The following is a 14,782-nucleotide window of genomic DNA, read 5'->3' on the forward strand; positions in this document are numbered from 1 at the left end:
GAACCCCGCGTGCTCGCCCCCGTACCGGTACTCACGAGGCGTCTCCGATGACCCGGACCCGGTGGTCGAACGAGAAGACCAGCGCCGGCGCCTGGAGGTCGATCCGCTCCGTGGGGTCGCCGCGCTTGCCGCTGAGCGGGTCCGCCGGGTGCAGCAGCACCTCGTCCACCAGCTCGACGCCGGGCACCCGCTGCAGCACCGCGAAGATCTCGCCCGCCTGCACCGGACGGCCGAACGGCCAGCCCGTGCCGTGCGCGCCCCCGGTCAGCGGGTCGAGGTGGCGGTAGAGCGCGTCGTGCGCGAGGCGCCGTACCCGGTCGGTCTCCGTGCCGCGGAAGGCGTGCACCGTCGCGACGACCGTCACGCCCTGGTAGAACGGCGGCCCGACCGCCAGCCGGGTACCGATCAGCCGCCGCTCGTCGAGGTAGCGGGTGATACGGCCCAGCAGGGCGTCGCCCGGGACCAGTTGCTCGAAACGCAGCCGTCCGCCGGTGTCGGAGACCGCCTGCGGGACCACCAGCACCCGTACCCCTTGCGCCCCGTGCTCGTCGGGCTCCGCCTCCAGGCAGGTGATCCGGGCCGTCTCGGGCGCCGCGCGCCGCGCCAGCTCCTCGTAGTCCCGCAGCGTGACGGCCCGGTCCTGGGCGCTCAGCGCGATCGGCGCCCGGAGCTTCGCCTCCTCGACGCTCTCGCCGTCGACCCCGCCCACGGCGGATTCCCGGTTGACCACCTCGGAGATGTACGGGACGGAGTCGCGCAGCACCCGGATCGCGCCGCGCGCGACATTGCCCGCCTTGCCGCCGCCCGTACGGTAGCGGCTCGCCCGGATCGGCGCGCCCTTGGGCGGCACCGCCCCGTACTGGCGCAGCGTGCCGTCCGGTTCGCGTACGGACGGGCCGAAGGCGATCTCGCCGGTCGTCGCGTCGAGCGTGATGTGCCGGTCGTCGGGGCCCGAGGCGGCGAAGTGGCCGACGGTCTCCCAGTCGACCCAGCCGTCGCGCTCGGCGACCTGGAGGAGCAGCGGGGGCACATCGCCGATGACGGGGGTGTTGGCCAGCTGCAGCCGGAGCGCCGGCAGCCCGGTGGCCTCCCCCAGCGCCTCGTCGCGCACCGTCTCCGCGTGCACGACGCGCGTGGTGCCGCCGATGGTGAACGCCTCGGCGGACCGGATGGTCGGCGAGGTGGTGTAGAACGGCTGGTCCTGGAGCGGCTCGGTGACCCGGCAGCGCAGCCATCCCGCCTCGTGCCGCCCGGTGCGGGAGAGCGCGTGAGCGCCGGGGACGTGCAGGACGACCTCGCCGGGCCGGTTGAGACCACCGGTGGTGTCCCGGTCGACCTCGCAGGTGACCCAGCCGTCCGGTGTCCACGCCTCCCAGGCGAGCGGCGGCTGCCGCGGGTCCACACCGACACCGTCGACCTGGCTGTCGAGCTCCAGGACGACCGCGCAGTGCGGCACGGCGGCGCTGAGCCCGAACATCATGCGGTCGCCGGGCCGGGGGGACTCGCCGAAGCAGTGCACGTCCTTGGACTCGGCGAGGTCGGAGGTGCGGTCGACGGCCTGGTCGCCCTCGCGCTGCACCGTCAGGTACGACAACTCACAGGGTACGACGCTGAGTTCGTGCTCCGTGGCGAAGACGACCGCCTCATCCTCCTGGGAACGGGCCGTGCCGACCTCGGTGCCCGTCGCCAGGATCACGGGCTGCTGCTGCGGCGCCGACAGCCAGAACGTGACGTCGGCGCGCGCCGCCGACGGCGGGAAGAGGGTGATCCCGATGAGGTCCAGGAACGCCAGGTGGTTCTTCTCGGGCACCCGGTTGAGCCGGTACACGATCTGGTCGGCCATGTGCGCGACGGTCTCGACGAGGGTCACGCCCGGATCGGAGACGTTGTGGTCGGTCCACTCGGGGGCGCGCTGCTGGATGTACCGCTTGGCGTCGTCCACGAACTGCTGGAAGCGGCGGTCGTCGAGGTTCGGGGAGGGGAGGGCCATCAGCGGTCGTTTCCAATGTGTGCGTCGGACGTACCGGACCCCTCGGGTCCGTCGTGTGAGGGGATGACATAGAACGGGAAGACCAGGCTGCGCGGGTTGTTGGTGCCCCGGATCGAGTAGCGGACGTCGATGTAGAGCACGCCCTGCTGCTCCCCCGCGGTCACCGCGACATCGTCCACGTCGATCCGCGGCTCCCAGCGGTCGAGGCTGGCGTACACCTCGTGCTGGATCCGGCCCGCGGTGGCCTCGTTGACGGGCGCGAAGACCATGTCGTGGATGGCGCAGCCGAATTCGGGCCGCATCGGCCGCTCGCCGGGCGCGGTGGCGAGGACGAGCCGGATGGCCTCCTCGACCTCGCGTTCCCCGCTGACCATGGCGATGCCGCCGGTGGGGCTGATACGGAGCGGGAAGGCCCATCCGGAGCCGACGAACTGCTGGGCCATCAGACGCCTCCTACCGTCAGGACCGGCCTCATCTTGGACAGGTACGTGCCGGTGGTGCTGACCGAGAGCGTGGCCAGGTTGATGGTGGCGGGCGCGGTGAGATTCATGATGCCCAGCGTGCTCACGTTGAGCACCCCCGTCGCGTTGAGGGAGGCGACGCCGCCCGCCTTCAGGGAGAGCGCGGCGCCCGCGGTGACGTTGAGGGCGGTGCCCGAGGTGATGTTGAGCGGGCCGCCGCTGCGGATCATCATGGATCCCCCCGCGTTCAGCGACAGGTTGCCGCCCGCCCTGATCGACACGGCGCCGGTGCCCTTGATGGACACCTTGCCCTTGCTGTCGATGATGATCTCGGTACCGGTCCGGTCCAGGTTGATGGTGAGCTTCCTGTCGCCGGTGGTCAGCCGCACCCCGCGCTTGCGGCCGACGCTCTGGTCGAGCAGGTCGAGCCGGTTGTTGTCACGATCCGCCAGGGTGCGCCGGGTGACCTTGCCGCGCGTCACGTCGTACACCGGCACGTCGTTGGGGGCCGGCTTGTCCTTGCCGTTGTAGAGGCCGCCGATCACGTACGGGTGGTCGAGCGCGCCGCGGTCGAACGCCACCAGCACCTCGTCGTCGACGTCCGGGCCGATGAGGCTGCCGCCCTTCACGCCGCCGAACTGCACCGTGCGGACCCAGTCGCTGACGTACGTGTCGTCCAGCCACGGGAACTTCAGCTTGACCCGGCCCTGCTTGAGCGGATCCTTGATGTCGGTGACCAGCGCGTTGGCGACGCTCGGCAGCCGGGACGAGGCCGCCCCGCCACCGCCGGAGGCGAGCCCGTACAGCGAACGCCACTGGCGGCCGCTGACGGTCAGGAACGTCAGGTAGTGCTCCTGGTCCCCGAAGCTGTGGCGCGCGCCCGTGACCGTGTACTTGCCCTCGAACGGCTTGCCGACCTTCAAAAGGGTGACGGGGATGCCGGGACGCAGTTCCGGGTTGCCGCGCGCGGTGACCTCCACCTCGGCGAAGGAGGAGGTCACATCGTCGGCGAGCGCCTCGGCCGCGTCCTGGGCCTCGGTGTCCTTGTCGTAGGGCAGGTCGGTCCCGACCAGTTCGGCCTTGCCGAACCTGTCCGTCACCCTGGCCGGGGTCGTACCGATCACCAGGCCGTCGTTGTCCAGGGCGGGAGCCTTGCCGATGACCGTCCGCTTGGCCTTGACGTCCCAGCCGCGCACCCGGACCTCGGCCACCTGGTCGGCCGAGGTGACCGCAGACCGGCAGCGCAGGATCTCGTCACCGGCCTTCAGGACGAACGGGCTCTTGTCGCTGGGGGTGCTCGGCGGCGGAGCCTTGGACGCCTTTTCCCGCTTGACGAACCGGAACTGGCCCTTCGAGTCGATGTACGCCACCATCTCGTTCTCGTCCGCGAGCCGCTGGACGAAGTCCCAGTCGGTGACATTGGACTGGCTGATGAACTCGTACGCACCGCCGCTCGACTCGACCTTGCCGAGCGGGATGCCGCTCTTGCCGGCCAGTTCCTTCGCGATGTCGGTGGCGGACTTGCCCATGTACGCCTTCACCCGCCGGTGCCGGAGCATGCGGTGGCCCTTGTCGTAACCGCGGATGACGGTGAACGTACCCGTCTGGTCGTAGTCGGTCTCCAGTGCCGTGACCTCGGCGGTGATCAGCGGGTTCTGCGTACCGTCGCCGTCCGAGACGGGCGCGATCACCACGGGCACGCCGATCTTGACGCTCAGGTCTTCGAGGAGCATCTTCTTGCTGTCGCGGAAGGTGAGATGGAACGCGCCCGGCACACCCGCGCCGAAGTCGACCCAGCCGCCGACCAGTTGCTTGTTCTGCGGATTCTTGAGCTTGGTGCCACCGATCTTCACGAAGAGGATGTTGGAGAAGCCGACCTCGGGCATCAGCCACGCACCTCCTCGGCGGCGGGAAGCATCAGCTCGGTGCCGGGGGCCAGCACCGACGGGTTGTCGATGCTGTTGGCCTCGGCGATCGTGCGCCACGCGGTGGCGTCCCCGTACTCGCGCCAGGCGAGGAACTGGAGCGAGTCGCCCGCCACCACCCGGTGCACCCGGCGTGAGGTGAGCGCGCCCGAGGTGGGGTTCTGGCCGAGGGTGCTGCCCGGAATCTCGTTCATGCTCACCTGGCAGGTGGCCCGGATCGGCATCCCCGTGGTGTTGAAGAGGGTGTACGTGGCCTGCACGGAGGTGACGTACGCCGGGAACCGGGCGGTCGAGAAGGCGCCCCACTCGAAGACCACCCAGGGGGTGGAGGGCTGGTTCGCGGCGATACTCGCGGTGGTCGTCTCGCAGCAGGAGAAGAGCGCCTCGACCTTCTTGCGGACATCGTTGCTGTCCGGGTCGTCGGAGCGGTCGAGGAAGATCTCCACCGACATCTCCCGGGGCTCGGGCCCCATGAACTCCGGCACCACGCCGTCGCGCACCGCGGCGGTGGGCGTGCTCTTCCAGCTCGCCCGCCGGGTCAGCGACAGCTGGGCCGGGTTGAAGTCGAACTCGAACGTCTTCATCAGCGCACCGGGCGTGGTGCTGCTGCCGATCGGCGGCTGATGAATGGCGAGCGTCGCCCGTACCAGGCTGTCGCCCACACCGAAACTGCTGAGGTCCATCGGTCGGCTACTCCCCTACATCCGTGAAGCCGTGGTGCGCGATCTCCAGGACCTCGGTCGCCACGGCGGGGCTGTTCGGATCGAAGGACGGCCCGCGCCAGCTCACCGGGAGGACGTCGAGCAGCCCCCACCGGGTGACGATCGAGCCGTTGGCGCGCATCGCGACGATCTGCGCGGTGGGCCGGGTCACTCCGGTGGTGACGGAGGAGATCCAGGCCGCGACCTTCGAGGTCTCCGGACGGAGCGGGCGCGTCAGCGTGATGTTGGAGTAGCTGATGCGGGTGGGCAGCTGCCAGACGAAGTTGTTGTTGCCGCCTTCCTGCCGCTGCTCGACCTCGACCTGCGTGGAGAGCCCGTCACAGCCGTTGAAGGTGCCCAGGCTCTCCCCGTCGATCGAGAGGTTGAAGAAAATGGTGGTGCCGGGATCGAGCTCCTGGGACATCCGGTGGGCCTTCCTGCGGTTCCACGTGCGGTTCGGGGACGGGGGGACATCCGGTCAATGGGGACGACCGGTCAATGGCGGGGGTCGCGCAACTTGCCGATCCGCTCCCGGTCGACGCGGAGTTCGGTGCGGAGCAACCGGGTCATCGGTCCGATGAGCCGGTGGACCAGCTCCGCCATCTGGTCCTCCTTCAGCTCACGGGGCTTGAACTGGCTGGTCACGGACGGTGGTTCGGGGTCCGTGGACTTCTTCTTCTCCGACGTGTCTTCGTTCGGCGCACGCTGGACGGTGACCTGCTGGGCCGGGGCCCGCTGAACGGAGGAACGCTGCCCCGGGGCCGTTGTGTTCCCCGGGGGCAGCACGCTCCCCGCCGGCCGGCCGCCTCGCTCAGGGGCCCGCTGTACGGCGACGGTCGTGGACCCGCGCGGCGTGGACGGCCTGCCGGGCGCGGCGGGCGTGGTGAGCCGGGCGGCCTGCGGAACGTCCGCCGGTGCCACGGCCGGGGTCGCGGCGGCCCGCTGCACGGGGAGCGCCACGGGCGGGCGGGGTGCGGCGGGCGCGAGGGAGACGACCCGGCTCGGGGCCGGCGGGGGCGCCGTGGCACCGGAGGCGGGGGGCCCCGGGATACCGGGGATGCCTGGGGTGCCGGGCGTGGCCGACTGAGTGCCGGGGGTACGGGGAGCGGCCGTCATCGGCGTAGGGACCGGCCCGGCCGGAGCGCGCTGTATCGAAACCGGGGCCGAAGCCGGGGCGGCGGCAGCAGGTGGTGCCGGTGCCATGGCCGGTGCGGATGCCGATGCCGATGTCGGTCGCACCGCCGTCGGCCGGACCGCCGACGGCGCCGCGACCGAGCGCTGGACGGTGGGGAAGGCCGGGGCGACGCCGCTGAACTTGAGCCCGTCCGTGCTGAGTTGCACGGGCGGCGCGTCCTGCGCCTGCGCGGCGCGGGGCGCGGGTGCTGCGGGCGCGCCCGCCATCGTGGCCGGGGCGGATATCGGCGCGGATATCGGGGCCGCCGGGCGGACAGCGGCCGGGCCGGAGCCGGGCGCGGGGGCGTGCGGGCCCGGTTGCGCCGGCCGCTGCGCGGCGGGGCGGGGCGCCCCGGGCAGTACGGCACGCTGCACGGTGGGCGGTACGGCGGCGGGCCGCGCGGCGCCACCGGTGGCCGGGGCCGCCGGGGCCGCACCCGAACCGGTCGGGGCGGTACGGCGCAGCGGTACGGCGGCCGGGGCGCTCGGCGCCGGAGCCACCGGGGCCGAGGAAGCCGCCGGAGCCATGGGGGCCACCGACGTCATCGGCCCGGAGCGCGGCTGCGCGGCGAGCAGTGGCCGCGCGGCGGAGCCCGGACCCGCGACCGGGCCCGTCGACGTCCCCGTCGACGGGCCCGTGGAGGCACCGCCGGGAGCGGCGGACCGCTGTACGGCGACGGGCGCGGGGGCCGCGGTCCGGCGCGCCGGAGCAGCCGGAGCAACGGAGGGGGAAGCGGGAGTGGAAGCGGAGGCGGGAGGCGACCCGGCGGGCAGGCGTCGCAGCGGAGTCCCGGACGGGCGCGGGGCGACCGGTGCCGTACGGGACACCGGAGCCGCCGCGGCGGACGGTGCCGTGGTCACCGGCGGCGTCGAACCCACCAGCGGAGCGACCGGCGCGGGCGCGGACGGGAGCACCGTCGGCGCCTCGGCCGCCGTGGTGACGGCCGACGACCGCTGGACGACCGGCGCGGGCGCGGCTGCCGACGCGGGTACGGATGCCGACGCGGACCGTGTCGGACCCCCCGCACCGGCCGGACGCGCCGACGGAGCCGGCGTACCGGGCACCGAAGGCCGAGGCCCGGAACCGGAACCGTCGGAGGAAGGCGAGGGCGAGGGTGACGACGGCGACGGCGACGGCGTGGGGGCGTTGCCCGACTGCCGCTGCACCGGAAGCGCACGCGCGGCGCCGCCGGCCGAGCCACCGGAACCGGAAGCACCGGACGGCTCACCCCGGCCAGGGCGGACCACGGGGGCCGACGCCGGAGGAACCGGCGGCGTCGGGCGCACGGGCGAGTCCCCGGTGGCCGACCGCGTCACCGGGGTGGCACCGGGCGCGGCCGAGCGCTGCACCGGAGCGGATGCCCCGGTCGAACTCCCCGTACCGGCGTCAGGAGCGGCGAGCCGCTGCGCACCCGTCGGCGCCGCCGAACCGCCGGAGCGCGTCCGCGCGGACCGCTGGACCACCGGCGGCGCCCCTGCGGCGGGCGAACCGGAGACCGGCGCCCCGAGCAGCGGGCGCCGCGGCGGCGTCGGCGCCGCGGAGGGAGGGGAAGGGGCCGGCGGGGAAGAGGGAGCGGGCGAAGCCGGGGGTACGGCAGAGCCACTGGTGGGCGCACCCAGCGCGGTCGTACGGCTGGGACCACGGGACACGCTGCGCTGTACAGGCGCCGGAGCCGCCGCAGAGGCGGGCGCCGCCGACGAGGCGGACCGGCCGGTCCCCCCACGCACGGGAGCCTGCGCAGTGGAACCCGTGGAGCCCGACGATGCCGGGGCCGTGGGCGCGGCCGGAGATGCGGGGGCCGCCGGGCGCTGCGGCGACGCCGGGGGCGTCGCGCCCTTCGGCGCCGGAGGCCGGGGTCCGGGCCCCGGCGGCACGGCCGGCGCCGACCCGCCCTTCGGCTCGCCGCCGCTGCGGGCGCCGGACGGCTTCGTACCGGGCGCGACGGCGCGCTGCACCGGAGTGACCGGAGCAGACGCAGGCGCAGGCGGGGAAACGGGAACGGGCGCGGCCGAAGAAGAAGGTGATGAGGATGAGGAAGAGGAAGAGGAAGAAGTGGTGCGCGGCGCGGCAGGACGCGCGGCCGACACGGGACGCGCCGCCGGAGCGGGCGCGGCGGGGGGCGGCGTCGCGGGAGAAGCAGGCGCGGCCTGAACCGCCGGAGCCGCCGGAGCCGCCGGAGCAGAAGGAGCCGCCGGAGCCGGTACGGCCGGCGCGGGCGCGGCCGGAGCGGACGCACGCGGAGCCGGAGCGGACCCGGTCGACGCAGGCGCGGCCGGCGCAGACGCACGCGGACCCGGAGCAGCCGCGCGGGAGGCCGGAGCGGACCCGGACGGCGCGGACGCACGGGGCGCCGGAGCACCCGGAGCAGAAGGAGTCGCCGGAGCCGGTGCGACGGGAGCAGCCGCGCCGGAGGCCGGACCAGCCGCACGCGGCGCCGAAGCAGCCACGCCAGGGCCCGAAGCGGACCCGCCCGAACCCGGAGCAGACGCACGCTGCACCGAAGCAGCCCCGCCCGAGCCCGGAGCGGACGCACGCTGCACCGGAGCAGCCCCGCCGGAGGCCGGAGCAGACGCACGCTGCACCGAAGCAGCCGCACGCGGCGCCGGAGCAGCCCCACCCGGGCCCGGAGCGGACGCACGCGGGCCCGGAGCGGCCGGAGCCGGTACGGCCGGCGCGGACGCACGCGGCGCCGCAGCAGCCGCGCCCGAGCCCGGAGCAGACGGACGAGAAGCCGGGCCCGGAGCAGCCGAGGCCGGAGCAGACGGACGAGAGGCCGGGCCCGGGGCCGCCGCGCGCGGCTGGGCCGTGGTCGGGGCGGGTGCGGCCGCACGGGGCGCGGCCGCGGGGAGCACCCGGCGCTGGGCCGTGCGCGGGGCGGGCGCCTTGGTCAGCGCGCGCGGGGCCGGCGTGGCCGCCGGTGCGGTGGCGGACCGGGGCCGTACGGGCGCGACCCGCGGGCCCGCCGCCCGCTGGACCGCGAGGGCCGCACGGGAGACGTCGGCACCGGCACCGGCCACTCTGCGAGGACCGCCGGTACCCGCGGCGCCCGCGTCGGGCGCACCCGCGCCGCTCGCGGTCGCCGGGCCGTCCTCGACCACGACGACCGGCAGCGAGAGCGAGGGCTCGCCCAGCCCGCCCGACCTGGAGGACGAGGCGGGTGTCAGCGCGTCCCGGATCAGACCGGTCGGCGCGCTGTCCAGGACGGCGTGCGAGAGCGTCCCCGTGAAGGACGGGTTCTGCCAGGTGGACAGCGTGCCCGCGAAGTTGGCGGACGCGACCGCGTGCGTCGCCGGGGCGCGCTGGATCGGCGGCAGCCCGGCCCAGCCCCGCCCCCCGGCCGAAGCCACGGAGGCGGCACCGGAACCGGAACCGGAAACAGAAGCGGCGACGCCGGAGTCCGGTCCCGAGCCGGAACCGCCCGCGCCCGAACCCGTGACACCCGTACCCGTTCCGCCCGTACCCGCGGCGTCCGTAACAGGGGCGGGGGACGGCAGCACACCGTCCCCGTTCCCACCGCCGGTGCCGGCACCTGTGTCGGCACCGGCCCGGCCCCGGCCTCTGAGCCGGTCGAAGATACCCATTACCGCTCCACCGTCGCTCGCGTCACCAGCGTGGCGATCTGCTCGGCGTACCGCCGACGCTCGCGGTGTTCGAGGTCCAGGATGTCCTCCAGGCTCCAGTGGAAGTGATAGGCGATGTACGCGACCTCCTCATGAATACGGTCGGTCGCGTACGTCACGATTCCCCCAGGCGGCTCCCGCCGAGTTCGACCTCGAACGGCTGCTCGCAGTGGGGGCATTGCACCCCGGCCCTCGTGTGGCCCTCGGCATTGATCTGACGGTAGAAATCCTGCAGGAAGGCGAGGTCGGAGGCGAACATGTTCTCCACCACACCGTCGTGCACCTGGGGAACCCCGCCCAGCCGGGTGATCACCCGGCCGAGCAGGACCACCGACAGATACGCGGGGTTCTGCTGAACCCGCAGATCCTGCAGGGGGATCAGTTCGTCCCGCGCGGTCGCCAGACGCATCGTCCCGTCGCGGTGCACGACGCCTTCGCTGTCCACGTATCCGCGCGGCAGCTCGAACGCGAACTCCGTGCGCATCCGCTCCCGCTCGGGTTCCCGCCGTGCGGCGGGCTCCGGTGCGGGGGCCGGGGCCGGCGCGGGCGCCGACGCGGGCGTCTCCGCCTGCACCGGCGCCGGAACCGCGTCCCCGGGTGCGGACTTGGTTGGTACCCCTCGGCGCATTACTCGATTGACATTTCTTCGTAGGTGATCGTGACGGTCTCGGTGAGCGTGCCCGCTTCGCCGGCCTTGAGCGCGCTGCCCTCGACCGCACAGCACCAGGCGTTCCGCATGTTGTAACGCCGGACCGGGTTCATCTGGTAGTCCATCACGACGATGGTGGCGTTCTTGCGCGCCGAGCCCATGTCACCGCGGATCGAGTCCTTGATCCACGTGTCGAAGGCGTCGGACATGGTCATGCCGCGCACGACGGTGGCCTCGCCCGCGACCTGGACGCCGGGGGCCTTCGACGTGGTGGGCTGGCCGTTGGCCGAGTTCTGCTTGCTCTCGATCACGTCCTGCTTCATCGTCAGGCCGGTGGCCTCCTGGAGATACTCCACCAGGACACCGTCGATCTGCAGCCCGAAGTTATGTGAAGTGAAAGAGTCACCAGGCATAAGACTCATGGAGCTTGCTCCTTCTGCTACTGCTGTCGCGCTCGTTGAGAACGGCTACTGCTTGTGCGGCCGCCGCTACTGCCGCTGTCGCGGCGGCTGTTGCCCGTCAGGCGGGCCGGCCGGCGGAACGCCGGCCGGCGGGACACTCGCCTGTCACTCCTCCAGCTCGCTGCCGGCGCCGGTGATCTGCGCCAGCCGGAAGATCACGAACTCGGCCGGCTTGACCGGCGAGACACCGATCTCGCACATCACGCGTCCGAGGTCCACCGACTCCGGCGGGTTGGTCTCCTCGTCGCACTTCACGTAGTACGCCGCCTCCGGCGTGGCGCCGAAGAGCGCGCCGCTGCGCCACTCGGTGATGAGGAACGCCGAGATGTTACGGCGGATACGGGCCCACAGCGCGTGGTCGTTCGGCTCGAACACCACCCACTGGGTGCCGATGAGGATGGACTCCTCCAGGTAGTTGAAGTACCTGCGGACGTTGAGGTAGCGCCAGGCCGGGTCGGAGGACAGGGTGCGCGCACCCCAGACCCGGATGCCACGGCCGGGGAAGGACCGGATGCAGTTGATGCCGAGCGGGTTGAGCAGGTCCTGCTCGCCCCGGGTGACCTGCGTCTCCAGCTCGACCGCGCCGCGTACGACCTCGTTGGCGGGGGCCTTGTGCACACCGCGCTCGAAGTCGTTACGGGCCCAGATGCCCGCCACGTGACCGCTCGGCGGGATGAGCCGGGTCTTGCCGCCGGCCGGGTCGAAGACCTTGATCCAGGGGTAGTAGAGCGCCGCGTACTTGGAGTCGTAGTTGGACGTCTCCCTGCGCCAGACCCGGATCTCGCGGGCGTTGAGGCCCGGCGGCGGGTCGATGATGGCGAGCCGGTCGCCCATCAGCTCGCAGTGCGCGATCAGACCGAGCTGGACGGCCTTGACGGCCTCCAGGTCGATGGCGCCGCGCTGGTAGGCGGCCATCAGGTCGGGGACGGCGACCATCGAGACCTCGTCCACCGCCTCAAGACCACCGAAGCCGGTACGGTCCGCGGAGTCGCCCAGGTAGTGGGCAACGCCGACCTGCTCGGCCTCCACCGTGTCGGGAAGCGCGGGGGTCGCGGCGGGGGCGGCGGGAGCCGCGAGGGCCACCGTCTGGTTGTCCGGGCGGGCGAGCTGCGAGGCAGCGGCCCCCTCCACCACGGAGATCAGCTTGGAGCGTTCCTTGACCTGCGTGACCACATAGTTGCGGGCGCTCTTCTTGGCCGAGACGTCGAAGGTCTCGACGGCCTTCGGGCCGTCCTTGACGACGAGGCGGAAGCGCTCGGCGGGACCCTCGCCCTCGGCGTCCGCGACCTCGACACTGAGCGTGCCGCTGTCGCCGGGCGCGATGGCCGACACCTTGAAGGTGCCGAGGGCCTTGGGCTCACCGGCCGTCAGCGCGGCGGGAGCCGTGGCGCCCGCGACGGCCGAGCGGCCGCGCCCACCGGCGACGGAGTCGGTGCCCTCGCCCGCGGCGCCGGACACTCCCCCACGCACGCCGCCCACACGGACGACGTAGGCGGCGGAACCGCCGTTGTTGAAGAAGCCGTACACCGAGTGGGCAAGGAAGTAACCGTCGGTGAACTCACCGAAGGCCGCCACGTACTGGGTCCAGTTGGTCACCAGGGTCGGCTCGTTGAGCGGACCTTCCGGCGCCAGGCCGACGAAGGCCGCCACGGAAGTGCCCACACCCTCGATCGGACGCGAGCCGCTGGCCACCTCTTCCACGTATACGCCCGGCGACAGGTAAGACGGCATGCTCTGCTCTCCTCGGGGTACAAGACAAGTCGTCATCTCACTCTCACGTGGGCAGCGCCCCGTTGAAACGTCCTGCCGTACCTGACCGGGGGCACGTTTCCTGCCCTCGGCGGCGTGAACGTCGTGGGCAGGGTGTGACCACGGTGCGGCGGAGGGCCATCTCCCAAGGGCGGCGACCTCGGAAACCTGCCCCTTCGGGCATCCTGGGGGACCCTGAGGCCCCTCCCCCTGCCTGCCGGACCGCTTGTGCTGCCCGCCCCGGCCGCCCGGACGGCACCTGGGGCCTCCGGCCCCGGCGGGAAGCCTGGATTCCGCAAGACTCGGGGGGCAGGGGCCGTCACCTCTTAGGGCAGCGGGGGTACCCGACGGCTTCTGACGTCACTCCGCCCCGGCAACTAGCGTCCGGAGGGTGACCCTCTGGACCTCCCTGGAGCCCGCCTCGACCACCGTCGACCCGGGCAGCAGCACCACCGTACGACTGCGTCTGCGTAACACGGGCGACGTGGTCGACGAGTACCGCTTCGAGCCGGTCGGCGACGTCGCACCGTACGTCGTGGTGGAACCGCCGACCCTCCGGCTCTATCCAGGAACCACCGGGGCCGTGGAGCTGACCTTCTCCCCGCCCCGGACCCCGGACTCCACGGCCGGCCCGCATCCGTTCGGCGTGCGGGTCCTGCCCACCGAGAACCCGGACGCCACCACGGTCACCGAAGGCAACATCACCTTCACGCCGTTCATGGAGGTACGGGCCGAACTCGTCCCGCCCACCGTCAAGGGCCGTTTCCGGGGCCGCCCCAAGCTGGCGGTCGACAACCTCGGCAACACCAAGCTCACCGGCTCGATCAGCGGCAGTGACAACGGCGACCAGCTCTCGTACGAGATCGCCCCCTCCAACGTCCAGATCGAGCCCGGGCGCGCCGCCTTCGTCGACGCGACCCTCAAGCCCCGGCAGATCACCTGGGCGGGGCAGAAGCAGTCGAGGCCGTACGAGCTGACGGTGCGGCGCTCGGGGACCGAACCGCTGCCGGTGGCGGGGACCTACCTCCAGCGCAGCGTGCTGCCGTACTGGCTGATGACGGTGCTGAGCCTGCTGCTCGCGCTCACCATCGCCGGCCTCGTCCTCTGGTTCACCTTCCAGCCGAACTTCCGGTCCATGGCGAAGGAGGTGCCCCTGGGGAACGCGGCGGCGAGTGCGCTGCCGGACGCCCCGGAGGCGAAGCCGGATAAACCGGCGCTGGAGGACGCACCCGAGGAGAAGCCCGTGAAGCAGGACGACGGCGACGGCGACGGGGGCGGCGGGGGCGGAGGCGGGGGCGACCAGGAGGAGCAGGAGGAGGAGCAGGAGGCCCCGAGCGGCCCGCTGCCCATCACGTCGGCGGACAAGCCGAACCTCTTCGTGCAGTTCGCGCAGGTACGGATGGCCACGGGGCGCAGCAACGAATGCACGCTGACCGGTGACTACCAGGTCGGCAAGCTGGACAAGGCGACCCGGGACGCGCTGGCGTGCTTCCAGAAGACCAATGACGAGAAGTACAGCGGTCTCAGCACGCTGGAGGAGACGGACGGGCTCGGCAGGCTGGGCCGCTCGACGATGACCGCGCTCCTGGCGGCCCACTTCGGCGCGGTGACATCCGTGCCGCTGGAGGAGGGCAAGGAAGACCCCGAGGTGCCGTGGGTGCGCAACATCATGCTCTGGAGCAGCAACGTGGAGATCGACGAGGCGGAGCTCGCCACGACGATGGAGCACACCAGGGACAACATCACCTATCTCCGGGTCAGCCAGAAGCCCACGTCGCAGGCGACCAAGAACCTCACGAACTGGATCAAGTCGTACCAGGCGCTGTTCGACATCGAGCAGACCGGGACGGTCGACGAGGTCACGCTCAGGCAGTGGAAGGCAGGCATGGTCAAGGACCAGGCAGAGCCCGGCACGGTGTCGGCCGAGTCGTGGCTCCCCACACCGGTGGAATGACCGAACGGAACAGACGGAACAGGTGATGATGCCGGCGTCGAAGGGCGGACGCCGGCATCGAGGACAGTGGCGGAAGGGGCGGCGGCCGGAGTGAGAAC

12 protein-coding genes are annotated in these 14,782 nt (G+C 72.7%); 2 read left to right on the forward strand and 10 right to left on the reverse strand.

The annotated features are described in order from the left end of the window. Positions 1-31 precede the first annotated feature (31 nt). From ACFXKG_RS24240 to ACFXKG_RS24265, 6 genes are all read right to left on the reverse strand, one after another. Positions 32-1,990, reverse strand: coding sequence for a putative baseplate assembly protein (locus tag ACFXKG_RS24240; protein WP_384842768.1), 1,959 nt, complete (start codon positions 1,988-1,990; stop codon positions 32-34). After that, complete coding sequence (locus ACFXKG_RS24245) at positions 1,990-2,433, reverse strand: GPW/gp25 family protein (protein ID WP_384842771.1); 444 nt, start codon at positions 2,431-2,433, stop codon at positions 1,990-1,992. The genes ACFXKG_RS24240 and ACFXKG_RS24245 overlap by 1 nt, the downstream gene beginning before the upstream one ends. Further along, positions 2,433-4,337 (reverse strand): VgrG-related protein, encoded by a 1,905-nt coding sequence (locus tag ACFXKG_RS24250; RefSeq protein ID WP_384842774.1) that lies wholly within the window; start codon positions 4,335-4,337, stop codon positions 2,433-2,435. Before ACFXKG_RS24250 ends, ACFXKG_RS24245 begins: the two co-directional genes overlap by 1 nt. After that, entirely contained in the window at positions 4,337-5,059 is a 723-nt protein-coding gene (locus ACFXKG_RS24255; protein WP_384842777.1) for a LysM peptidoglycan-binding domain-containing protein, read from the reverse strand. Before ACFXKG_RS24255 ends, ACFXKG_RS24250 begins: the two co-directional genes overlap by 1 nt. Positions 5,060-5,066: 7 nt before the next feature. Then, entirely contained in the window at positions 5,067-5,501 is a 435-nt protein-coding gene (locus tag ACFXKG_RS24260; RefSeq protein ID WP_365815833.1) for a phage tail protein, read from the reverse strand. A 71-nt stretch (positions 5,502-5,572) separates the two neighbouring features. Continuing rightward, positions 5,573-6,193 carry an extensin gene (locus tag ACFXKG_RS24265; RefSeq protein ID WP_384842781.1) on the reverse strand — a complete coding sequence of 207 codons (621 nt, stop codon included), beginning with the start codon at positions 6,191-6,193 and terminating at the stop codon, positions 5,573-5,575. A gap of 85 nt (positions 6,194-6,278) precedes the next feature. Here ACFXKG_RS24265 and ACFXKG_RS24270 point away from each other — a divergent pair, with 85 nt between their 5' ends. Then, positions 6,279-8,402: a hypothetical protein gene (locus ACFXKG_RS24270; RefSeq protein WP_384842785.1), complete on the forward strand. Its 2,124-nt coding sequence runs from the start codon at positions 6,279-6,281 to the stop codon at positions 8,400-8,402. 1,429 nt (positions 8,403-9,831) lie between these two features. Here ACFXKG_RS24270 and ACFXKG_RS24275 read toward each other — a convergent pair. The 4 genes from ACFXKG_RS24275 to ACFXKG_RS24290 all read right to left on the reverse strand — a co-directional run bounded on the left by ACFXKG_RS24275 (position 9,832) and on the right by ACFXKG_RS24290 (position 12,712). Further along, on the reverse strand, positions 9,832-9,990 hold the full coding sequence (locus ACFXKG_RS24275) for a DUF6760 family protein (protein ID WP_365815823.1): 159 nt from the start codon (positions 9,988-9,990) through the stop codon (positions 9,832-9,834). Next, entirely contained in the window at positions 9,987-10,499 is a 513-nt protein-coding gene (locus ACFXKG_RS24280; protein ID WP_384842788.1) for a hypothetical protein, read from the reverse strand. The genes ACFXKG_RS24275 and ACFXKG_RS24280 overlap by 4 nt, the downstream gene beginning before the upstream one ends. Then, positions 10,499-10,942 (reverse strand): phage tail protein, encoded by a 444-nt coding sequence (locus ACFXKG_RS24285; protein WP_365815819.1) that lies wholly within the window; start codon positions 10,940-10,942, stop codon positions 10,499-10,501. Before ACFXKG_RS24285 ends, ACFXKG_RS24280 begins: the two co-directional genes overlap by 1 nt. 144 nt (positions 10,943-11,086) lie before the next feature. Then, positions 11,087-12,712 (reverse strand): phage tail sheath family protein, encoded by a 1,626-nt coding sequence (locus tag ACFXKG_RS24290; RefSeq protein WP_384842791.1) that lies wholly within the window; start codon positions 12,710-12,712, stop codon positions 11,087-11,089. A gap of 409 nt (positions 12,713-13,121) precedes the next feature. On the opposite strand from ACFXKG_RS24290, the gene ACFXKG_RS24295 reads away from it, so the two are divergent. Continuing rightward, complete coding sequence (locus tag ACFXKG_RS24295; protein WP_384842794.1) at positions 13,122-14,684, forward strand: hypothetical protein; 1,563 nt, start codon at positions 13,122-13,124, stop codon at positions 14,682-14,684. The last annotated feature ends 98 nt before the right edge of the window (positions 14,685-14,782 follow it).

The sequence above is a fragment of the Streptomyces sp. NPDC059255 genome (assembly GCF_042752355.1).
Taxonomy (GTDB): domain Bacteria; phylum Actinomycetota; class Actinomycetes; order Streptomycetales; family Streptomycetaceae; genus Streptomyces.

Excerpts from the sequence above, each read along its gene's own strand:
- ACFXKG_RS24240 (WP_384842768.1), bottom strand. The coding sequence starts at position 1,990 with ATGGCCCTCCCCTCCCCGAACCTCGACGACCGCCGCTTCCAGCAGTTC.
- ACFXKG_RS24245 (WP_384842771.1), bottom strand. The coding sequence starts at position 2,433 with ATGGCCCAGCAGTTCGTCGGCTCCGGATGGGCCTTCCCGCTCCGTATC.
- ACFXKG_RS24250 (WP_384842774.1), bottom strand. The coding sequence starts at position 4,337 with ATGCCCGAGGTCGGCTTCTCCAACATCCTCTTCGTGAAGATCGGTGGC.
- ACFXKG_RS24255 (WP_384842777.1), bottom strand. The coding sequence starts at position 5,059 with ATGGACCTCAGCAGTTTCGGTGTGGGCGACAGCCTGGTACGGGCGACG.
- ACFXKG_RS24260 (WP_365815833.1), bottom strand. The coding sequence starts at position 5,501 with ATGTCCCAGGAGCTCGATCCCGGCACCACCATTTTCTTCAACCTCTCG.
- ACFXKG_RS24265 (WP_384842781.1), bottom strand. The coding sequence starts at position 6,193 with ATGACGGCCGCTCCCCGTACCCCCGGCACTCAGTCGGCCACGCCCGGC.
- ACFXKG_RS24270 (WP_384842785.1), top strand. The coding sequence starts at position 6,279 with ATGGCCGGTGCGGATGCCGATGCCGATGTCGGTCGCACCGCCGTCGGC.
- ACFXKG_RS24280 (WP_384842788.1), bottom strand. The coding sequence starts at position 10,499 with ATGCGCCGAGGGGTACCAACCAAGTCCGCACCCGGGGACGCGGTTCCG.
- ACFXKG_RS24285 (WP_365815819.1), bottom strand. The coding sequence starts at position 10,942 with ATGAGTCTTATGCCTGGTGACTCTTTCACTTCACATAACTTCGGGCTG.
- ACFXKG_RS24290 (WP_384842791.1), bottom strand. The coding sequence starts at position 12,712 with ATGCCGTCTTACCTGTCGCCGGGCGTATACGTGGAAGAGGTGGCCAGC.